The sequence below is a fragment of the Actinoplanes sichuanensis genome (assembly GCF_033097365.1).
GTDB lineage: Bacteria > Actinomycetota > Actinomycetes > Mycobacteriales > Micromonosporaceae > Actinoplanes > Actinoplanes sichuanensis.
In genome coordinates this window covers 1,656,234-1,677,397 of record NZ_AP028461.1, presented here as the reverse complement: position 1 = coordinate 1,677,397, position 21,164 = coordinate 1,656,234, and the positions used below count along the sequence as shown (strand labels likewise).

The window sequence follows — 21,164 nt, the reverse complement described above, 5'->3', positions numbered from 1 at the left end:
GAAGAAACGCGCAGAAACGGCCGGGTGAGGTCATCACCCGACCGTTTCCCGAAAAGCGCTGTTATGTGGAGAATGCCGTCGTTTCGAGCAGACCGACCGAGCTCGTGCCGGAGGCGCGCAGCACGAACCGCAGCCGGGTGGTGGTCACCGGCGTGAACGTCACCGTGTTGTAGGCGTTCGCGGCCCGCGCGTACCCGCTGGCCTTCGGCACGTCGGCGTAGGCGGTTCCGGTCCAGTACTGGAGCCGCCAGGAGGCGGGCAGGCGCACCCCGTTGCCGTCGTCGAAGAAGTAGGTCTGCGCCCGGCCGACCGTGACCGCGGACGGCCACTGGAGTTCGGCCCACTGGCGGCCGGTCTCCGGCCACGTTCCCCAGCGGCGGTTGACGGTGTCGTTGGACGCCGTGGGCACGATGCCGTCGTTGATCGCCGCGACCGACTCCCAGGCCGACGTGTAGGAGGCGGATGCGGTGGCCGTACCGGCGAGGTTGCCGCTTCGGGTGGAACCAGACGGCGCGGGCGCCGTCGTCGTCGGTGCGGCGGTCGTCGGGGTCGCCGTCGGCTCGGTGGTCGCGACGTCCTGGATCGCCAGGTCGGCGCTGGCGAACGCGGTGAACGACGGATTGACGTCGGTCTCGCCGGCGCCGCCGTCACACTTACGGTCCGGGTTGAACAGCAGATAGGTGCCGGACGAACAGGCGAACGCGATCTCCGCGTCACCGCCGACCACGACGTTGCCGGACAGGTTCGCCCCGTCCTGGATGAGCGCGTTGTCCTTGACGATCGCGTTGCCGCCGACGGTGCCGCCGTTGACCCAGCCCAGACCCTCGATCCGGGCGTTGCCGGTGACGGTTCCGCCCATCACCGCGGCTTTCGGGCCGACGTAGGCGGTGGAGGCGACACTCGCGTTGCCGGCCACCCAGCCGCCGCCGTTGGAGTGCCACCGCCCGCCGTTGGTCGCGGCCGGCTTGACGTGACCCGGCTCGAAACCGGACGGCGTCGCCCCTTCGACCCGGAACTCATAGGGGTAGCGGCGAGCCTTGGTGTAGCCGTCGAGGAACCCGTAGTGCGGGACCGCGTTGGGGGTTCCGGTGACGACCAGCCACACCTCGCTCTCCCCGGACTGCAACGGGAAGTCGATCTGCCCATCCGTGCCGGACTTCAACGTGGAGTACCGCGGGACGCCGCCCTTGACCGCGACCAGCCCGAACGTCCACCCGGTCGCCCCGGTCTCGGCGTGTCCCTTCAACCGCAGCCGGACCAGTCCACCATCGGTGGACGGCACCAGCTTGATCTTGTTGAACCCGTAGTCGGACGGCGCCACCCTCGTATTGATCTGATAGTGGCCCTGACTCGAGTCGACTGGATCGACATTGCCGCCGTTGTACGCATTGAGGAACCCGGCACCCCATACGTTGTTGATGAACGGCATCAATGTCGACCGGTTGCCGAAGTCGTACGTGACGGTCCGGGTGGCGTACTCGCCGAGTCGACGGTTCAGTTCGGCCTGGTCGATGCCGGCGATCCGCCGGTACACCTCGAGCGGATGCTCGGTGTTGCGCGCCTCGTTCCAGATCCGGTTGAACATCTCCAGGCCGTCGCGGTCCTTGATGTACTGCGCCAGCATCCAGTTGCCGTAGTGGTGTCGGCTGGAGCTGTAGTAGAGGTTCTCCGAACGCAACCACCTGGTCAGGTCACCGGCCGCCGTCGTCGGCAGCGCCTGCATGGCCATGAACTCGGCGCTGGTCTCCCAGAACGTGCCGGCCGACTGGTCGGTGAACCCGTATCCGCTGCGGCCGAGGAACGTGTAGTTCTGGAAGACGTGAGCCAGCTCGTGGGCGAGTCCCCACGATCCGGGCAGGGCCGCACCGGGCGCGATGTTGATGACACCGACCCGGCCGTCGACCGAGCCGCCGGTCGCCCAGGCGTTGAGTTCGGTGCGGTTCCAGGTATTCGTGACGATGACGATGATCTTGTGTTCGGCGAGCAGCCCGGTCTCCGGCGTGAACTTCATCGTGTTCACGTAGAAGCTGTACAGGTTCTCCAGCTGGCTGAGCACATTGTCCGGATCGAACCTGTACGGGTCGCCGGCGGACGCCGGGTCGGTGCCGGACTTCTCACCCCAGAGCAGGATGAAGTTGTTCGACTCCTTGGTCCGCTCGGCGGTCCACGGGACCTCGCCGGTCCGGGTCCACGATTCGGGGATGTAGACGCTCTTGGTGGCAGCCGAGGCGCGGGACATGATCTGGGGGACGAGCCCCACGCCTGCGAGAAGCACGAATGCACACGCGATGACGAACCACGGCTGACGCCGTGATCGCGCTTGGGGAATCGGCATGACCCGGGACCCTAGACCACTTTTGGAAGCGCTCCCAAATTGTCTGAATAAGCCCTGTGAGCAGCCTTTACGCAGCCTTAAGCGCGCGTCGAGACGGCGGGCCGGGTGAAGGCCGGCTCGGCCTCCGGGCGGCCGAAGTGGTAGCCCTGCAGCAACCGGTAACCGATCCGGGTCAGGGCCTGCGCCTGCTCGGCGGTCTCCACGCCTTCGGCCACCGCGTCCAGGCCGAGACCGTTGCTGACCTGGATCATCGCCTCGGCGATGACGGCGTGCCGGCCGGCTTCGGTGATCCGGTCGACGAACGACTTGTCGATCTTCAGGATGTCGACCGGCACCGCCTGCAGCAGGCCCAGCGACGAGTGACCGGTGCCGAAGTCGTCGAGGGCGATCCGGACACCGAACGCCCGCAGCTCGTGCAACGCCGTCACCGCCGGGCCGCCGTCGAACACCGCGGTCTCGGTGACCTCCACGGTCAACCGGTGCGCGGGCAGGCCGGTCCGGGACAACACGTCGGCGACCGTCCCGGCGAACCCGGGACGGGCCAGCTGACGGGCCGACACGTTGACACTCACCCGGTCCGGCGCGTCCGAGCCCAGCTCCGCCGTCCACCTGACCAGCTGCTCGCAGGCCGTCTCCAGAATCCACGCACCCAGCTCGACGATCAGGCCGTTGCGCTCGGCGACCGGGATGAACCGGGCCGGGCTGACCATGCCGAGCCTCGGGTGATGCCATCGGACCAGCGCCTCGACGGCCGCCACCCGCTGCCCGGGCATCGCGACGATCGGCTGGTAGACCACCTGGAACTGGCGTTCGCCGAGGGCGTGCCGGATCTGGGCGCCGAGGCGGGCCTCCTCGACCGAACGCTCGTCGAGGGCGGGCGCCCACCTGCGGTACGGCTCGCCGCTCTCCTTGGCGGCGAACATCGCGACACCGGCCCGGCGCAGCACCTCCGCCGGATCGGCCGCGTCCGCCCCGCCGGCCACCCCGACCCCGGCCCCGACCAGTACCTCGTACCCCCTGGTGTTGATCGGATCGTGAACCGCATCCGCCAGACGCGCGGCAACCGCGTCCGCCCCGCCCTCCGGAGCGTCCCGGAGGAGGACCGCGAACTCGTCGCCGCTGAGCCGCGCGACCAGGACGTCCGGCCCGGCGAGCACGCGGACCCGTTCGGCGATCCGCACGATGACCTCGTCGCCGACCTGGTGGCCGAGTTCGTCGTTGATGGCGCGGAGCCGGTTCAGGCCCATCAGCACGATCTGCGGGCAGCCGTCGGTCAAAGCCTCGCCGAGCGCCCGGTAGAAACGCCTCCGGTTGTGCAGCCCGGTCAGGTCGTCCTGGTTCGCGAGCCGTTCGAGCTCGGTGGCCTGGCCGCGGACCTTGCTCATCACCCCGGCCATCCGCGCGACACCGAGCAGGAAGAGCATGGTGGCCCCGGCCGCGATGACGATGCGGTCGACGGTGTCGGCACCGACCGACGGAAGGAACAGCATGATCGGCGCCAGCACGGAACTGCCGCCGAGCACGACGAGCCGACCGCGGCCCACCCGGTCCGGCACGTCCGGCGCGTCCGGGGTGGCCGCGGTCATCGACGGGTGCAGCGCGGCGGCGGCCCACAACACGTAGGCCATCAGCCAGCACCAGTCGATCGCCCGACCGGAGTAGTCGAAGTACAGGCTGGCCACCGAGAACGCGACGTCCCCGACGAGCAGCAGAGCCGCCGCCACGCCCAGCAGATCGGTGCTCGGCGTACGCAGCCGCCTGTCGATCAGCAGCCCGGCCACCATCACCAGCAGCAGTGCGTCGAGTGACGGATAGGCGGTGCTGACCGCGCGTTCCAGCATCGACGCGGTGTCCACGGCCGCCACCGGGTGCAGCACGAACACCCACAGCACCAGGCCCAGACCGGTGGCCACCATGCTGGCGTCGATCAGGCTGCCGAGCTCCCGGCCACGCCGCCGCTGCAGCAGGAACAGGCCGGTGATCAGCGGCGGATACGACGCCAGATAGAAGACGTCGGCCACCGAGGGGTACGGCTCGACGTGCTGGACGCGCTCCAGATACACCCAGGTGAAGTCACCCAGCACCGAAAGGATCATGCCGACGCCGAACAGGATCCAGGCGAGCGGCCGTTGCGGGCGGTGCCAACGCACCGCGACCAGGATGATCAGCCCGGCCAGCAGCCCGATCGTGTTGTAACCGGCACTCGACCACAGGGTGCCGGCGGGCAGCAGGTAGTAGACGACGGTCGCGAGGAGCCCGGCCGTCGTGCACCAACGCCACTGGTCACCTGCACGCACGAACACCATCATCGGCGTCGCTGTCCGGCGCCTGAGGAAATCGGGAGGCGCCTCCGGACCCCACCGCCTAGGGTCGACCCCATGAGGACTACCAGCGAATCCCCCGCCCTGTTCGCCGCTGGAAAGGCCTTCCGTGTTCTTCTCGAACCCCATCGACCCGTTCCCCGCCGGTAACAGCCCCACCCCCGCCGCCGGCGTCCGGCGGTTCATCCTCCAGGAGTTCCGGCCGCTGCGGCCGGTCGTGGTGATCGCCGTGCTGACCACGGTCCTGTGCGCCGCCGTCGAGGTCTGGCTGATCGGCTACGCCGGCCGGCTCGTCGACCTGCTCGCCGCCACCGATCCGGCCACCCTCTGGGCCGAACGCGGCACCGAGTTGCTCGCCGTCGCCGCGTTCGTGTTGCTGGCCCGACCGGCGCTGATGCTGCTCGGGCAGGTGCTCGACGACATCACGTTCCGGGCCAACGCACGGCCGCTGGCCCGCTGGCGCGCGCACCGCTACGTGTCCCGGCAGTCGGTCGGCTGGTTCCGCGACGACCTGGCCGGCCGGATCGCCACCTGGGTCCGCGACGGCGGGGACGCGGCCGCCACCGCCGCCTACTCGGTGATCCACACGCTGGTGTTCGTGACCGCCTACATCGCCGGGTCGGTGTGGGTGATGTCCGCGATCGACGTACGGCTCCTGCTCCCCCTGTGTGCCTGGATCGTCGCGTACCTCCTGCTCATGGGTTTGATCGTGCCCCGCTTCCGGCGCGCCTCGGAGAACCTGCAAGCCGCCGAGTCGGCACTGACCGGCCTGCTCGTCGACTCCTACGCCAACGTCGACACACTGGCGCTGCTCGGCGACGCGGACGCCCGCACCGACCACGATCGGCGGGTGTTCGCCGAGGCCAGGCAGGCTCACCTGCGGCTGCAGCGGGTCGAGGTGACGATCAACAGCAGCATGATGGCGCTCGGTAGCGCGCTACTGGTCGGCCTGGTCGGCTACGGCATCGTGCTGTGGCGTTCGGAGGCCGCTCCGCTCGGCCTGGTCGCCGCCGCGCTGGCGCTCAGCTTCCGGATCACCTCGATGGCCGAATGGCTCCTCGACGCGGTCTCGTCCCTGTTCGGCGCCGCGGGCGCCCTCCGGCAGGCGTTGCGCACGGTCGCCCAACCACTCACGGTCGCCGACAAACCAACCGCCACCCCTTTGGTGGTACGGGCCGGAGCGATCCGTTTCTCGCAGGTCAGCCATCACTACGGCCGTGGTGCGGGCGGGCTCGACCGGCTCGACCTGGACATCGCGCCCGGCGAGCGGGTCGGTCTGGTCGGCCGCTCCGGCGCCGGCAAATCCACCCTCGTCGGGCTGCTGCTGCGCTTTCACGATCCGGAGTCGGGCACGATCACCGTCGACGGTATCGACGTCACCGACGTTACCCAGGACAGCCTGCGGGAGCAGATCGCCATGGTGGCCCAGGAGGCAACCCTGCTGCACCGCTCAGTGCGCGAGAACATCGCCGGCCCCACCCGTCCCGACAATGCCACCGGCCCCGGCAGTGCTCCTGGTGCCGCTGGTCCTGATACCGCCGCTGGTCCCCCTGCCGCCGGTAGTACCGCTGGTCCTGATACCGCCGCTCGTCCCCCTGCCGCCGGTAGTACCGCTGGTCCTGATACCGCCGCTCGTCCCCCTGCCGCCGGTAGTACCGCTGGTCCTAATGCCGCCGCTGGTCCCGCTACCACCGGTAGCGCCGCTGGTGCCAGTGGTGCCGCCGCCGCTGACGATGCCCGGATCGAGCTGGCGCTGGCCCGTGCCTCGGCCGGATTCGTCGGAACGCTGCGGGACGCGGACGGGCGCACCGGCCTGGACGCGCACGTCGGCGAACGCGGAGTCCGCCTCTCCGGTGGCCAGCGGCAGCGAATCACACTGGCCCGAGCGTTCTACCGGGACGCGCCGATCCTGGTCCTGGACGAGGCCACGTCAGCGCTGGACTCGGAGTCGGAGGCGGCCATCCACGACACACTCGGTGACGTGATGGCCGGGCGAACCGTCATCGCCATCGCCCACCGCCTGTCGACGATCGCCGGAATGGACCGAATCGTGGTCCTCGACGACGGTCGGATCGCTGAACAGGGCAGTCATGCTTCATTGCTCGCCCAGGGCGGCCTCTACGCCGACCTGTGGTCCCGGCAGTCCGGCGGTTTCCTGGGACTCCTCGACCCCGGGTCCCCATCCCCCACCGGGTCCCCTTCCACCACCCCACCATCCGGCCCCGCCGAGACCCTTCCCTCCGCACCACCCAGCCCCGCAGGGTCCCCTTCCATCACCGCGCAACCCGGCCCCGCCGAGGCGCCGCAATCTTGAATGGCTAACCACCCACAGCGGGGGTACTACTGGGGTACACGTATCAACAGAGCCTCCCTGCGCACCCGCGTCTGTGATGCCCTGGTTCCACAAACCGTTCGTCTTCGGAGGCCGTCATCTCTACCGTCAACGCCATCGCCGCGCCCTCGGCCACCGAACCGCTCGTCCGCACCACCATCGAGCGCCGGGCCGTCGGACCACGCGATGTTCTGATCGAGATCCGCTACGCCGGCATCTGCCACTCCGACATCCACACCGTCCGCGGCGAGTGGGGCCGAGTTCCGTACCCGTTGACCGTCGGTCACGAGATCGTCGGCCAGGTCACCGAGGTCGGCGCCGAGGTCACCAGGCACCGTGTCGGCGACCGGGTCGGCGTCGGCTGCATGGTCAACTCGTGCCGTTCGTGCGACAACTGTAAAGCCGGCCAGGAGCAGTACTGTCTGAACGGCAACGTCGGCACCTACGCCGGCACCGACCGGGACGGCACGATCACCCAGGGCGGCTACTCCACCCACATCGTCGTCGATGAGGATTTCGTGCTCCGCGTGCCGGAGGCCATCCCGTACGAGACGGCGGCCCCGCTACTCTGCGCCGGCATCACCACCTATTCTCCGCTGGCCCATTGGAAGGCCGGCCCGGGCCGCAACGTCGCAGTCGTCGGCATGGGCGGCCTCGGCCACATGGCCGTGAAGATCGCCGCCGCGATGGGCGCCGAGGTGACGGTCCTGTCGCAGACCCTGGGCAAGAAGGACGACGGGCTCGCCTTCGGCGCCAAGCACTACTACGCCACCAGCGACCCCTCCACCTTCGAGAAGCTGTCGAACACCTTCGATCTGATCATCAACACGGTCAGCGCCTCGATCGACATGGCCTCCTACCTACGTCTGCTCCGCCTGGACGGCACGCTGGTCGCCGTCGGTGCCCCGCCGGAGCCCCTGCCGGTCCAGGTGTTCACCCTGTTCGGGGCACGTCGCTCCTTCGCGGGCTCAAGCATCGGCGGAATCGCCGAAACCCAGGAGATGCTCGACTTCTGCGCCGAACACGGAATCTCCGCCCAGGTAGAGGTGATCACCGCCGACGAGGTCAACGAAGCCTACGACCGAGTCCTGAAGTCCGACGTCCGCTACCGCTTCGTAATCGACATCAACACTCTCCGCTAGCCCACCGAACGACGGCGGCCGGCCCGACTCCCCAGGCCGGCCCCGCCCCAGGCAAGGCAGCCGCCCCAGGCAAGGCACCCGGCCCGGGCAAGGCACCCGACCCGGGCAAGGCACCCGACCCAGGCAAGGCAGCCGACCCAGGCAAGGCAGCCGATCCGGAGAATGAACCCGGCCCGGAGAAGGCGGCCAGAAAGGCGAGCCCGGAAACGGCGGCGCGGAAGGCGGTTGCCCCGGAGAAGGCCGGGACAGGCAGCCGACCCAGGTCAGACCTCAGCCCCAGGGGAGGCCGCGAGCCCGCCCGGTCAACGTTCGATCATCTGCATCTGCGCCTCGTTGTGGTGACCGCCCTCGGCCGGGGTGAGTGCGTCGAGAGTCGCGACCTGGTCCTCGGTGAGTTCGACGGCAGCCGCGGCGGTGTTCTCCTCCACGCGGGACACCCGCTTCGTGCCCGGAATCGGAACGATGTCGCCGCCCCTTGTCAGAAGCCAGGCCAGCGCTACCTGGGCCGGCGTAGCCGCGACCTGGTCGGCGATCTCCTGCACCTGATCGGCGAGTCGGAGGTTACGGAGGAAATTCTCCCCGGTGAATCGAGGATTGTTCTTCCGGAAGTCGCTGTCGTCGAGGGCCTCGACATCCGCCGGCGTCCGCAGTGAGCCGGTGAGGAACCCGTGCCCCAGCGGCGAATACGCCACCAGGCCGATGCCCAACTCCCGGAGCAGCGGGAGGATCTCCTCCTGATCGCGGGTCCACAGCGAATACTCCGACTGGAGTGCCGCGATCGGGTGAACCGCGTGTGCCCGGCGGATCGTGTCGGCCCACGCCTCGGAGAGACCGATGTGCCGAATCTTCCCTTCCCGCACCAGCTCGGCAAGCGCTCCGACGGTGTCCTCGATCGGCGTTTCCGGGTCGACCCGGTGCTGGTAGTAGAGGTCGATGTGGTCGGTGCCGAGCCGTTTCAGCGACCCCTCGACGGCGATCCGGATGTTGGCCGGGCTGCTGTCCAGATTCCATAGGCCCCGGCCGCCGTGTGCGACCAGACCGAACTTGGTGGCCAGCACCACCTGGTCGCGCCGCCCTCGAAGGGCCCGGCCGACCAACTCCTCGTTGAGGTAGGGGCCGTAGATCTCCGCGGTGTCGATGAGAGTGACGCCCAGATCGATCGCCCGGTGGATCGTCCGGATCGACTCGGCATCATCGGTGCCGGCACCTGTGTATCCGTGCGACATCCCCATGGCGCCCAGCCCGATCCGGGCGACTTCCAAGCTGCCGAGTTTCGCGTTGCGCATGTCGTTCACTCCTTTCGGTGACACTGCCTCCACGAACCGAGGGCCGCTCAGGCTTCGGGGATCGTGAGGCTGAAGGTCTTGAGGTTGACGTCGGCCGGCTCGGGGCCGCCGCGCTTGCCGGTCTCGAGAGCGTCGATGGCGGCGAGTTCCTCTTCGGCGAGCACAAAATCGAAGACGTCGAAGTTCTCCGCGATGCGCTGTGGATTCGTCGACTTCGGGATCGCCGAGCGGCCCTGCTGCAGGTGCCAGCGCAGCATCACCTGTGCCGGGGACCTGCCGTGTGTCGCGGCGATCTCACCGATCGCCGGGTCGTCCAGGGTGCTGCGGTGGCCGCTGTCGCGGTAGAAGGTGATGCCGCCGATCGGCGCCCACGCCTGAGTGAGGATGTCGTGCTCGGCGCCGAGAGCCCGCACCTCGGGCTGGGTGAAATAGGGGTGTACCTCGATCTGGTTGACGGCGGGCACGACAGTCGCCGAGTCAAGGAGCGCCGTCAGGTGGTCGACCATGAAGTTGCTGACCCCGATGGCACGGACCCGGCCGTCGGCGAGAAGCGTCTCCAACGCGCGGTAGGCGTCGAGCGTCCGGGTGAACTCCGACGGCAGCGCCTGATGCAGGATCAGCAGGTCGATCTGGTCGACACCGAGCTTGCTGGCGCTCTTGTCGAACGCGTGCAGCGTCTCCTCGTACCCATAGTCGTTGATCCAGATCTTGGTCTCCAGGAAGACCTCGGCGCGGGTGAGGCCCGACGCGCGGAAGGCCTCGCCGACGCCGCGCTCATTGCCGTAGGCCGCCGCGGTGTCGATGTGGCGGTAGCCGGTCTGGAAGGCCGTCTCGACGGCGGCCCTCGTCTCCGCCGGCGGAGTCTGGAAGACGCCGAATCCGAGGGCGGGCATGGTCACACCGTTGTTGAGGGTGAGTTGCGGGACGGTCATGCGAGGCCCTCTCCTTCGGATCGGGGAAGCAGGCGCAGCGTGACCGCGCCGGCCTGCGCGCCGACGACGGAGCCGACGACGGCTTCTCCATAGCGGTCGTATTTGGCGTGGTAGGCGGCGTCGATCGCGGCGTGCACGTCGTCGCTCGGCCTCGTGAATGCGACATCGCGTTCCAGGCCGCCAGCCCGGATGCGACCGGCACCGCTGCGGACCGCCCCTGCGAACCAGCCGTTGCCGGCGCCGCGGGCGGACCTGACGAACAGGTCATCTCCGGCACGGACGACCCAGATGGTCACGTAGGGGCGCAGTGTGCCGTCAGGCCGCAGGGAGGCGAGCCGGAGCTCCTCGGCCCGGCCGATCGCCGTGAGGTCGCCGGGCGGCCATGGGGTTGCGGTGGTAGCGGACATGCGACCAGGAAAGCGCGAATCCCGATCGTGAGGGAGGCTCTGTTGATAGGGGTAAAAGCAGGGCCACCCTCCGGGCCCGCGGGCGGCCTAGCCTCGGGTCATGGACAACCGCAGCGAGGTCCGGGCGTTCCTCACCTCACGTCGGGCGAAGCTCAGCCCAGAGCGCGCAGGCATTCCGGCGTATGGCAGCCGCCGCGTCGCCGGGCTGCGCCGTGGGGAGGTCGCCGCCCTGGCCGGGGTCAGCGTGGAGTATTACATCCGGCTCGAGCGTGGCAATCTCACCGGAGTCTCCGACAGTGTGCTCGATGCCGTGTCCCGCGCGCTTCAGCTCGACGAGACCGAGACCACCCACCTACGTCATCTGGCCCGGGCCGCCGGGCCGCAGCCGGCTCGACCACGCAACCGCCGTGCGGGCGGCCCGGAGATCCGGCCCGCCGTGCGGCGGCTGCTCGATGCGATGACCGGGATGCCGGCGATCCTGCGCGACTTCCGGTTCGACATCGTGGCCGCCAATCCGCTCGGCCGGGCGCTGTATGCGCCGATGTTCGCCGGCTCGCCGACCACGCCGGTCAACACCATGCGGTTCACGTTCCTGGATCCGCAGGCGCAGGGGTTCTACCCCGAGTGGGCGCAAATGGCACGCTCGGCGGTCGGCGCTCTGCACATCGCCGCCGCACAGCATCCGGCTGATCAGCAGCTGATGAATCTGATCGGTGAGCTGTCCATGCGTAGCGACAGCTTCCGCACCTGGTGGGCCTCGCAGGACGTGTTCGTGCACCGGCACGGGGTCAAGCGGTTCCGGCATCCCGGTGTCGGTGAGCTGGAGCTCACCTACGAGGGGCTCGAGCTTTCCGGGGAGCGCGACCTGACCATCGTCACCTACTCCGCCGAGCCCGGCACCCCGTCGGGCGACGGTCTGCATCTGCTGGCGACCTGGGCCGCGACGCAGGAGGCAAACGCGAGCCGACCATGAGCCGTTGCTCGGCAACCGGCCCGCCGAGCACCGACCGAAAGGGCCGTCCGATCCGCCAGGCACCGACCGAAGGGCGACCCTGCCCCGCCGAGCACCGACCGAAGGACGACCCTGCCCAGCCGAGCACCGACCGAAAAGGCGGTCCGGCCCCGCCAAGCACCGACCGAAAAGGCGGTCCGATCCGCCAGGCGATGACCGAAAGGGCGGTCCGGAGCTTGAAAGGAGGCCGGGATCGGATTCAGGTGAGGTCGAGGGTCCAGGTCTGACCTACCAGGTGGTGGCCGAAGCTGTGGTGCGGGTCCTCGTCGACCAGGACGAATCCGTATGACTGATAGATCCGGCGAGCGGAGGTGAGGACGTCATTGGTCCACAGGGTGACGGCTCGGTAGCCGGCCTTGCGGGCGAAGCTCAAGCACTCGTCGACCAGGCGGGTGCCGAGACCGAGACCGCGGGCCGCCGGGGTGACGAGCAGGATGCGGAGCTTGGCCACGGTCGGGTCGCCGCCGGACACCAGGAAGATGCTGCCGGCCCGGGTGCCGTCGACGTCGGCGATCCAGGCGGCCTCGCGGGACGGATCGTGGTCGGTGGCGTAGTCGGCGACGATGCGGGCGACCAGGGCTTCGAAGTCGGTGTTCCAGCCGAACTGCTCGTCGTAGATCTCGCCGTGCGCCATCACGACCCAGCCGAGGTCGCCGGGACGGTCGGCGCGGCGGATGACCACGTCGGGTTGCTTCGTTGTCGTCATGTGCCCCTCCGAGCCTACTGACACGACTGTTTCAGTGAACTGTAGGCTAATCATATGAGCGAGCAGACTGCCAGCCCGTCCGCCCGGCAGGTGGAGCTTCTGGAGGCGGCCTATCGGTATGCGCTCGAACACGGCCTCGCCGATCTTTCGCTGCGTCCGCTGGCGGCGGCGATCGGTTCCAGCCCGCGGGTGCTGATGTTCCTTTTCGGCAACAAGGACGGCCTGGTCAGAGCATTGTTGGCCCGGGCACGGGCCGACGAGCTGACGGTTCTCGACAACCTCGGGGAGGCGCCCGAACGGACAAGCGGTGTACCGACCGGCGCGGAGACGACCGGCGCGGAGACGACCGGCGAGCTGATCGGGCCGGACGCGGACGGTCCGGTCACGGACGCCCCGAAGGCGGGCCGTCTGGCCACGGACGCCCCCGAGGCAGACCGGCTGGTTGTGGCGGCTGAGCAGGTCTGGGCCTGGCTGCGCGAGCCGCGGCATAGGCCGTTGCTTCGGCTCTGGGCGGAGGCCTATGCACGGTCGCTGATCGAGCCGGACGGGGCCTGGGCCGGGTTCGCTGCGGCGACCGTCAGCGACTGGCTCGATCTGCTCGCGTCGCGCCAGCCCGATGCGCAACGGGATACCGCCGACGGTGTGGCACGGCGGACTGCGGTCCTTGCCGCCCTTCGGGGCTGCCTGCTCGACCTGCTGGCCACGGGTGATCAGGATCGGGTCGACGCCGCGCTTCACCTCCAGCTCGACCTGATCAGAAAGGACAGGTGAGGACGACCGTCACGGCACCATCTCGGGGCTCCTTGGGACGGGCGTAGACGGATGGAAGCGTTCTGGTGGTTTGATACGTCGGTTTCCGTACCCGATGGTCCGTAGTCTCCACGACGGCGCCGGTGTCGCCGATCGAACCTGTACGCCCGCGGCGAAGCCTCGCGGCAGGCGCATCGAAGGATTCCGTACTGATCGATGGGGCCGGGCGAGACGGTCGTGACCGGCGTCGAGAAGAGTGGAACGGGTCCAATATCGACTCGACGGCCCGGCCGACTTCTGACACAGTGGCGCACACCATGACGAACCTCGAGCTTCTGACGGCCGCGGACGTGCAGCTCATGCAGGGTCTGGCGCAGCGCGTCACAGCGACGAATCCGGAGATGATCAACTCCGAGGCCACCTACGGCGAGCTGGCCTGGAACTGGGGCAAGAGCCACGCGGCGCACGGTTCGACCTGGCCGCGCCGACTCTGGTTCGCGGGTGGCCGGCTGGTGGCCTGGGGATGGGCGCAGCTCCCCCATCGGGTGGTCCGCAGCGACGGCCAAATCAAGGAGATCACCAACGCGAATCTGGTCTACCAGGTCCACCCGGATCACGCCGACCTGATCGACGAGGTCATCGACTGGTACGACCGGATCGCCGCCCACGTGGAGCGCACGGTCGTCCCGACGGCCTCGGACGGGTTCGCTTTGAAGGAGTGGGCGGCGCGCGGTTACGAGACCGATCCGGTGTCGCTCGGTGACACCGGGTTCTGGACCCAACTCAATCAGCGTGACCTCGGCGATGTCGAGGAGCCGGTGCTGCCGGTGGGGTTCCGGTTCCGCAGTGCCGACGAGGCCGGCGCGGAGGCGGCGGTTCGTGCGCATGTGGACGCGTGGACGCCGTCGACATACTCGGCCGAGGCCTACCAGGGTGTCCGTCAGACCGCCGGATATCGCGGTGACCTGCATCTGCTGGTCGAGGCGCCGGACGGGACGATGGCCGCGTCGACGATCATGTGGCTGGACGAGGTGAACCGTACGGCGGAGTTCGAGCCGGTCGGTACCCATCCGGATTTCCGGCGGCTGGGGCTGGCGCGGGCGATGATGCTGTACGGCATGCGGCGGGTCCGGGCGATGAAGGCCACGCGCGCGACAGTCGCCTGTCTCGGTGCGCCGGGTCATCCGCGGGCCCGTGGCCTCTACTTCGGCCTCGGTTTCCGAGAGATCTCCCGGGACGCCCCCCTGATCCGGACACTCCCTCAGGAGTAGCCGACGCGGCTTCAGGGCTACCTGCCTCGGGATCAGGGCTACCTGCCTCGGGCTCAGGGCCACCTGCCTCGGGCTCAGGGCCACCTGCCTCGGGCTCAGAGATACCCCCTGACTCAGGGATACCTGCCTCTGACTCAGGAGTACCTGACGCGGACGATCACGTCGCCGTTCCGGATCTCGGCGCTGCGGCTCACGTATCCGGGATCGGTCAGTGTCGGCAGCAACTCCTCCGCCTTCTCCAAGCCCAGCTGTCGTTTCAGTTCCTCCGGCGACATCCCGGTCGGCGGTCGCAGGGTGAGCCGCCACCAGCAGCCACCAGACCCGCAGTCCTTGTCGTTCTCGAGGATGCCGACGCGGGGCGGCACCTCGGGGATGCGCCACTCCGGAGGCAGCAGTCCTTCCTCCTTGAAGAGCAGGATGAAGACGAAGCTCAAGCTCCACAGACAGCCGCCCACGATCACCGATGCGGCGGCCGCGCGGGTCAGCCATCGGGTGGTCCTGGTCGTCATTGCGGCGAGGCTACCGAAGACGATCAACCACGGAGAGTGTCGAACCGACACCATGCTCCTGGCGTATCTCCACGGCAGAGGTAGTGCTAACCCCACCACTAGCGGCGAGGTGGCACCATTCAATGGCTTCGCCGGGACCCGTACGGTCAAGGACAGGCGCAACGGGGAGGACGACGAACGCATGATGGATCACCTGATGCCACTGATCTGCTCGCCGTGGCTCTATGTGATCGTCTTCGTGGCCGTGACGGTGGACGGGTTCTTTCCGATCGTGCCGTCCGAGACGGTGGTGATCAGCCTGGGCGCCCTGTCGGCGACCGGGTCGCCCCATCTGCCGGCTCTCGTGGCGGTCGTCGTGGCCGGTGGCATCGCCGGTGATCGGGTGTCCTGTGTGCTCGGCCGAAAGGCGGGCAACCGCATGAACACGGGCCGTCGACCAGGCGGCCGAATGGACGGCGGCGGCCAGAAGACCGCGGGCGGCCGAATGGACGGCGGCGGCCAGAAGACCGCGGGCGGCCAGACAAACGCGCGCGGGCAGAGGACCGCGGGCCACAGGAGAAGCGCGACCGGCCAGCGAAGTGCAGGCTGGAGAAGCGCGACCGGCCGGCGAGGCGCAGGCTGGAGAAGTGCGGGCGGCTGGATGCGCGAGGGCCGACTGACGGGCGCGGGAGCGGGCAAGCTGGCGGCGGCCCGGAGGCGGGCGGAGGGCGCGTTCCGGCGCTATGGGGCGGTGACCATCCTGGTGGGACGGTTCCTGCCGTATGGGCGGACGGCGACCGGCATGATGTCCGGCTCGGTGGGGATGCCGATCGGCCGGTTCTCGCTCTACAGCACGTTCGCGAGCGTGGGCTGGGCGATCTATGTGATCGGACTGGGCCGGCTCGGTGGCATGGCGTTCTCCGATTCGCCGCTGTTGGGGACGGCGTTCGGACTGATGATCGGGATGAGCCTGGCGGGGGTTTGCGCGCTCGTCGAGAAGCGGTGGACCGCGGCACGGCAGCGCAGGCGGCTCCCCACCGTGGAGCCGGTGCAGCGCCCCGTTCCCGCCGCCACGCGATAGCATCGACATTCATCAACGGATGAGCCTCCCTCCGCCACCGACATGGGAGCGCTCCCAGAAGGGATGCCGATGAAGCACCTCGCCGCCCTCATCGCCGCCACCGCCCTGGTGATCGTCGCCCCCGCGCCCGCCGACGCCGGCCGTTCCTGCTCCGGATACGTCGGGCTCACCTTCGACGACGGTCCCACGCCCGGCAACACCCAGGCCCTGCTCGACGCGCTGCGCAAGGCCCGGCTGCGGGCCACCATGTTCAACACCGGCCAGAACGTCGAGGCCGACCCGGCGCTTGCCAAGGCCCAGGTCGCGGCCGGCATGTGGATCGGCAACCACAGCTGGGACCACCCGTTCATGACCCAACTCCCGGAGGCCGAGCAGGCCGCCCAGATCTCCCGCACCCAGGCGATCGTCCGGCAGGTGACCGGCGTGACGCCGACCCTGTTCCGGCCGCCCTACCTGGACACGAACGACGCGCTGCGAACGGTCGAGAAACGGTTCGGCCTCACCGAGATCAACGCCGACGTCGACGCGAAGGACTGGGACAACGCCTCGGTCGAGCAGATCGTGGCGGCCGTCGCCCGACTCCGCGACGGCGACGTGATCCTGCTGCACGACTGGCCACCGAACACGGTGGCGGCGATCCCGCAGATCGCTACCACGCTTCGCGAGAACGGCCTCTGCTCGGGCAAGATCTCGCCGGTCACCGGCCGGGCCGTCGCACCGCACGCGCGGGCGCTGGCCGGTGTGCACACCGTCGGGCGGGTCGACGACCGTGACTCGGGCGTGCGTTACACATGGCCCGGTGTCTACTTCGAGAGCCGGTTCCGCGGGACGAGCGTCGGGATCGTGCTCGACGACGCGATCAACGACTACGAGGTGCAGATCGACGGCCGGACCGCGGCCACCCTGGTCACGCCGGGGCGGACCACCCATTGGATCCGCGACCTGAAACCGGGCGTGCACACCGTCCGGCTGGCCAAGCGGACCGAGAGCCCCTGGACGCCGGGGCAGTTCGGCGGGTTCACCGGTGACCTGCTCGGCAAACCGACGGCCCGCAGCCGACAGATCGAATTCATCGGCGACTCGTGGACCGCCGGCTACGGCAACGTGTCGGCCGGGCGCGACTGCAGCGCGACGGGCATCGACCGCAACTCCAACGCCGACCAGACGTTCGGCGCTCTCACCGCCAGCGCGCTCGGCGCCGACTACCAGCTCAACGCCTGGTCCGGTATGGGCATGGTCCGCAACTACGACGGCGGCAACCCCACCGTCGACTACCGCACCTATTACGACCGGGTCCTGCAGGCGGCCGACGAGGCGAGTTGGGTCCGCCCGGCGACATGGAAACCACAGACCGTGGTGATCGGCCTGGGTATCAACGATTTCTCCACGCCGGTGCACGCGGGCGAGAAATGGCCCGACGAGGCTGCCCTCGCCGCCGATTTCCGGGCCGCCTACCTCGATTTCCTGCAAAAACTCAGGCAGCGGTACGGCCAGCGCACCCAATTCGTGCTGACGTATCCGTCGATGTGGAACACCACGGCGCTGGCCGACTCGGTGCAGGCCGTGGTCGCCGAGCGTAACGCCGCGGGCGATCGCCGGGTGAGTTCGCTGCACTACGACAACGCGGCCCTGGGCCTGGACCTGCTCGGCTGCGACTGGCACCCGTCGGCTCGTGACCACCAGCTACTGGCCGGTGCGCTGACCACCTACCTGAAAGGACTCGGACGCTAGCTCAGCGGAGCCGCTCGGCCACGGCCGTGACCGTCTCGCGGACCAGGTCCCGGTCGAGCGGCTCACCCTCCCATGCCTGGTGCATGGGCCAGCCCTCGATCAGCGCGTCGACGGCGCGGCACGCCCGCTCGGAGAAGTGTCGGGCCAGACTGGCCCGGCTGCGGCGCAGCCACTGCCGCAGCGTCTCGGCGACGGTGCCGTTGTGGTTGGCGTAGGCGTACATCTCGTGAAGGAGGGTCAGCTCGCGGGGTGTCGCGTATTCCTCGCCGCAGATCAGGTCGGTGACCGCCGCGCAGGCGGCGGCCTGGTCGGGCGCCGCGGTGAGGGCCGCGTGGTAGCGCTCGGACATCGACTCGGCCATCCGCGCAAACGCCTGCTCGATGATGTCGCCGAGCGAGTCGAAGTGGTAGGTGAGCGAGCCGAGCGGCACCCCCGCCTCCCCGGCGATCCGGCGGTGAGTGGTGCCGTGCACCCCGTGCTGGGCGATGACGTTCAGAGTCGCGTCGAGGATGCGCTGCTTACGCAACGGATCGTTGGCGACCCGGCGTGCTCCGCCCATGTGATCCTCCTCGCGGCCCACGGCAGAAGCACTGCCGGTTCGGCCCATTCTAGGGATCCTTGAAAAGTGTGTACGTTCGTACGCACTTAGAGAGGGTAACCATGGAACACAGCATCACCCACCGCCGAATCGCGCTGTTCGCGCTCTTCTTCCTGCCCGGCCTCGGCATCTCGTCGTGGGTGACCCGCACCCCGGACATCCGTGACCTGCTCGGCGCCTCGACCGCCGAGATGGGCCTGATCCTGTTCGGCATCTCGGTCGGCTCGATGATCGGCATCCTCGGCTCGGGCGCACTGGTCACCCGCTTCGGCACCCGGCCGGTCGCGACCGTCGGGATCGTCGCCACCACACTGAGCATCCCGGTGATCGGGGCGGGTGCCGCGCTGCACCAGAGCGCACTGGTCGCGGCCGGGCTGTTCCTGTTCGGGATCGGCATGGGCGGCGGGGAGGTCGCCATGAACATCGAGGGCGCCGACGTCGAGCGCCTCCTGGAGCGGCCGGTACTGCCGACCATGCACGGCTTCTTCAGCCTCGGCACGGTCGTCGGCGCGGCGATCGGCATGGTCCTCACCGCGGTCGAGTTCCCGGTGGTCTGGCATCTCGCCCTGATCGGGCTGGTCAGCGTCCCGGTGGCGCTGGTCGCGGCGAGTCGCCTGCCGTCCGGTGTCGGGCGGCAGGCGACGGCGGAGGCGAAGGGCGCACCGGTCTGGCGCGACCCGGTGTTGCTGCTGATCGGCGCGATCGTGCTGGCCATGGCCCTGGCCGAAGGCGCCGCGAACGACTGGCTGCCACTGATCATGGTGGACGGTCACGGCGTCGACCCGGCGCTCGGCTCGGCGGTGTACGTGGTGTTCGCCGCCGCCATGACGATCGGCCGGTTCACCGGTGACGTCTTTTTGAAACGTTACGGTCGCGCCACCGTGCTGGCCGCCAGTGCCGTGATCGGCGCGATCGGCGTGGCCCTGGTCGTCTTCGTCGACAACCAGATGGTGGCCGGCGCCGCGGTACTGCTGTGGGGTCTGGGTTCGGCGCTCGGCTTCCCGGTCGCACTGTCGGCCGCGGGCGACTCGGGCGACGACCCGACCGCCCGGGTCTCGCTGGTCGCCACCGCCGGTTATGTGGCCTTCCTGGTCGGGCCGCCGGCGCTCGGCTTCCTGGGCGAGCACTACGGCCTGCGCGCCGCGATGATCACCGTGCTGACCCTGCTCGCGATCGCCACGGTGGCCGCGACGACGCTGCGCCGCTCGACCACCCCGGCCCTGTCCCGCTGACCACCCCGACGCTGTCCCGCTGACCACTCCGGCCCTGCCCCGCTGACCACCCCCGGCCCTGTCCCGCCGGCCCCTCCATCCCGTCCCGCCGACCACACCGACCCCGTCCCGACCGGCTCTCAGTGCCGTCTCACGCCCGTTGAGACAGCACCGAGAGCCGGCTTGGTTGTGGCCACGGACCGCCCGAACATCCAGCCTTGCCGATGCGCTCAAGGGTCGCTATGTTAATGGGAAATCACACACTGACGAACTTTGAAACATGCTCGAAGCCCAGCATGAGCCGCCGTCCGAGAAGTGGGTAAGCGAATGCAAAATCTCAGTAGAAGAAGCGTTCTGACTCTGGGTGCCGCACTCGGCCTGGCCGGCGTGGCAGACCCGTCCAAGGCCTGGGCGTGGTCGTCGGCCGGCTCGATCGCCGCGACCGACACGATCACCGACCCGTGGGGCGTCTGGGACGACGAGACCGACCCACTGCTCGCCTCGCTCCTGCAGAACGGGCAGATCCCGGCGGTCAACACCGCGTTCGAGTCGTGGGTCGACAACGGCGACGCGCTGCCCGCCGGCGTCCCGGCCGCCCTCACCACCTGGATGCAGACGCACAATCGACTGCCGTCCTGGGCCGACCAGACCAAACTCGACCGGGCCGCCCAGTTCAACAAGCGCATGAGCATGTATCTGTTCCTGCTCTACGGCCTCGGCAGCGGCATCATGAGCACGGTCATCCCGCGCGAGGCCCGCAACGTGTACTGGTCCGAGGGCGGGGCCGTGATGAAATCAAGAGCGGCCAAGACCTTCACATATGGGTACGATCTAAGCGCCCTCGACGCGTTCAAGCCGACCGGTCACTTCGTCGTCACGTCGAACAAGACCCGCCTCACCCACGCCGCGGTCCGGCACCTGCTGCCGCAGTCGTCGCACTGGCGGGCGGTCACCGACGATCAGGACTTCATCCCGATCAGCAACGGCGACATCCTGATCACGTTCCACAGTCTCGGGACGTTCGTGTACGGGAAGCTGAAGTCCTGGGGCATCCGGATGTCGGCCGCCGAGGAGGAGGCGTTCCTGCACATGTGGCAGGTGGCACTGCACCTGCTGGGCGTGCGTGACGACTTCATCCCGGCGTCGTGGGCGGCCGCGAAGGCCCAGTCGGCCTACGCGCTGACCCCGCTGATGGCGCCGACCCCGGAGGGCATCGACCTGGCCGACATCCTGCTCAACCTGACCTCGGCGGTCGACCTGGGCGTGACCCGGGGCTTCCAGCGTGAGTTCGCCCGATACCTGCTCGGTGACAAGGTCGGTGACTGGCTGAAACTGCCGCGCGACTACGCCTCCCGCACGGTCATCGAGGTGGGCTGGCCGGCGTACGTGGCGTTCCGCGAGGGGCTGTCGCCGATCATCCCGACCACGTTCTCGCTGTTCGACCGGTTCATCCGCGGTCTGGCGATGCTGTTCCTGAACAACGGCACCTCACCCACGTACACCCCGATCACCATCCCGACCGGCAACCGCGCCGGAACCTGACCCCCAGGACCCTCCGCGA

Annotated in this window: 17 protein-coding genes; 9 read left to right on the top strand and 8 right to left on the bottom strand. The window is 69.1% G+C overall.

Annotated elements, in window-relative coordinates:
- Positions 1-61 precede the first annotated feature (61 nt).
- Together Q0Z83_RS07350 and Q0Z83_RS07345 are read right to left on the bottom strand one after the other, a co-directional pair.
- Positions 62-2,260 carry a DUF6055 domain-containing protein gene (locus tag Q0Z83_RS07350; protein ID WP_317793046.1) on the bottom strand — a complete coding sequence of 733 codons (2,199 nt, stop codon included), beginning with the start codon at positions 2,258-2,260 and terminating at the stop codon, positions 62-64.
- Between the two features lie 152 nt (positions 2,261-2,412).
- Positions 2,413-4,632 carry a putative bifunctional diguanylate cyclase/phosphodiesterase gene (locus tag Q0Z83_RS07345; protein ID WP_317793045.1) on the bottom strand — a complete coding sequence of 740 codons (2,220 nt, stop codon included), beginning with the start codon at positions 4,630-4,632 and terminating at the stop codon, positions 2,413-2,415.
- A 133-nt stretch (positions 4,633-4,765) separates the two neighbouring features.
- On the opposite strand from Q0Z83_RS07345, the gene Q0Z83_RS07340 reads away from it, so the two are divergent.
- Positions 4,766-6,970: an ATP-binding cassette domain-containing protein gene (locus tag Q0Z83_RS07340; RefSeq protein WP_317793044.1), complete on the top strand. Its 2,205-nt coding sequence runs from the start codon at positions 4,766-4,768 to the stop codon at positions 6,968-6,970.
- A 116-nt stretch (positions 6,971-7,086) separates the two neighbouring features.
- Positions 7,087-8,130, top strand: a complete 1,044-nt coding sequence (locus Q0Z83_RS07335; RefSeq protein WP_317797049.1) for an NAD(P)-dependent alcohol dehydrogenase — start codon at positions 7,087-7,089, stop codon at positions 8,128-8,130.
- 302 nt (positions 8,131-8,432) lie between these two features.
- On the opposite strand, the gene Q0Z83_RS07330 is transcribed toward Q0Z83_RS07335, so the two are convergent.
- The 3 genes from Q0Z83_RS07330 to Q0Z83_RS07320 are packed head-to-tail and all read right to left on the bottom strand — an operon-like array spanning position 8,433 to position 10,755.
- Complete coding sequence (locus Q0Z83_RS07330; protein ID WP_317793043.1) at positions 8,433-9,416, bottom strand: aldo/keto reductase; 984 nt, start codon at positions 9,414-9,416, stop codon at positions 8,433-8,435.
- Positions 9,417-9,463: 47 nt separating this feature from the next.
- The gene (locus tag Q0Z83_RS07325; protein ID WP_317793042.1) at positions 9,464-10,348 is read right to left on the bottom strand and encodes an aldo/keto reductase; all 885 of its coding nucleotides are present in this window, start codon (positions 10,346-10,348) and stop codon (positions 9,464-9,466) included.
- Positions 10,345-10,755: a DUF2255 family protein gene (locus Q0Z83_RS07320; protein ID WP_317793041.1), complete on the bottom strand. Its 411-nt coding sequence runs from the start codon at positions 10,753-10,755 to the stop codon at positions 10,345-10,347. The genes Q0Z83_RS07325 and Q0Z83_RS07320 overlap by 4 nt, the downstream gene beginning before the upstream one ends.
- Before the next feature lie 100 nt (positions 10,756-10,855).
- Between Q0Z83_RS07320 and Q0Z83_RS07315 the strand changes: the two genes are divergently transcribed.
- Entirely contained in the window at positions 10,856-11,728 is an 873-nt protein-coding gene (locus Q0Z83_RS07315) for a helix-turn-helix domain-containing protein (protein WP_317793040.1), read from the top strand.
- 238 nt (positions 11,729-11,966) lie between these two features.
- Here the strand turns inward: Q0Z83_RS07315 and Q0Z83_RS07310 are convergent, their stop codons facing one another.
- Positions 11,967-12,473 carry a GNAT family N-acetyltransferase gene (locus Q0Z83_RS07310; protein WP_317793039.1) on the bottom strand — a complete coding sequence of 169 codons (507 nt, stop codon included), beginning with the start codon at positions 12,471-12,473 and terminating at the stop codon, positions 11,967-11,969.
- 54 nt (positions 12,474-12,527) lie between these two features.
- On the opposite strand from Q0Z83_RS07310, the gene Q0Z83_RS07305 reads away from it, so the two are divergent.
- A complete protein-coding gene (locus Q0Z83_RS07305) occupies positions 12,528-13,244 on the top strand; it encodes a TetR/AcrR family transcriptional regulator (protein WP_317793038.1) in 717 nt (238 codons plus the stop codon).
- A gap of 296 nt (positions 13,245-13,540) precedes the next feature.
- Positions 13,541-14,494 (top strand): GNAT family N-acetyltransferase, encoded by a 954-nt coding sequence (locus Q0Z83_RS07300; RefSeq protein WP_317793037.1) that lies wholly within the window; start codon positions 13,541-13,543, stop codon positions 14,492-14,494.
- Between the two features lie 134 nt (positions 14,495-14,628).
- Here the strand turns inward: Q0Z83_RS07300 and Q0Z83_RS07295 are convergent, their stop codons facing one another.
- Positions 14,629-14,928 (bottom strand): hypothetical protein, encoded by a 300-nt coding sequence (locus Q0Z83_RS07295; protein ID WP_317793036.1) that lies wholly within the window; start codon positions 14,926-14,928, stop codon positions 14,629-14,631.
- Here Q0Z83_RS07295 and Q0Z83_RS07290 point away from each other — a divergent pair.
- Together Q0Z83_RS07290 and Q0Z83_RS07285 are read left to right on the top strand one after the other, a co-directional pair.
- Positions 14,912-16,063, top strand: coding sequence for a DedA family protein (locus Q0Z83_RS07290; RefSeq protein WP_317793035.1), 1,152 nt, complete (start codon positions 14,912-14,914; stop codon positions 16,061-16,063). The genes Q0Z83_RS07295 and Q0Z83_RS07290 overlap by 17 nt on opposite strands.
- A 69-nt stretch (positions 16,064-16,132) precedes the next feature.
- Positions 16,133-17,794 (top strand): polysaccharide deacetylase family protein, encoded by a 1,662-nt coding sequence (locus tag Q0Z83_RS07285; RefSeq protein WP_317793034.1) that lies wholly within the window; start codon positions 16,133-16,135, stop codon positions 17,792-17,794.
- Between the two features lies 1 nt (position 17,795).
- On the opposite strand, the gene Q0Z83_RS07280 is transcribed toward Q0Z83_RS07285, so the two are convergent.
- Positions 17,796-18,353, bottom strand: coding sequence for a TetR/AcrR family transcriptional regulator (locus tag Q0Z83_RS07280; RefSeq protein ID WP_317793033.1), 558 nt, complete (start codon positions 18,351-18,353; stop codon positions 17,796-17,798).
- A gap of 101 nt (positions 18,354-18,454) precedes the next feature.
- Between Q0Z83_RS07280 and Q0Z83_RS07275 the strand changes: the two genes are divergently transcribed.
- Positions 18,455-19,624: an MFS transporter gene (locus Q0Z83_RS07275; protein WP_317793032.1), complete on the top strand. Its 1,170-nt coding sequence runs from the start codon at positions 18,455-18,457 to the stop codon at positions 19,622-19,624.
- 366 nt (positions 19,625-19,990) lie between these two features.
- Positions 19,991-21,145 (top strand): oxygenase MpaB family protein, encoded by a 1,155-nt coding sequence (locus tag Q0Z83_RS07270; RefSeq protein WP_317793031.1) that lies wholly within the window; start codon positions 19,991-19,993, stop codon positions 21,143-21,145.
- The last annotated feature ends 19 nt before the right edge of the window (positions 21,146-21,164 follow it).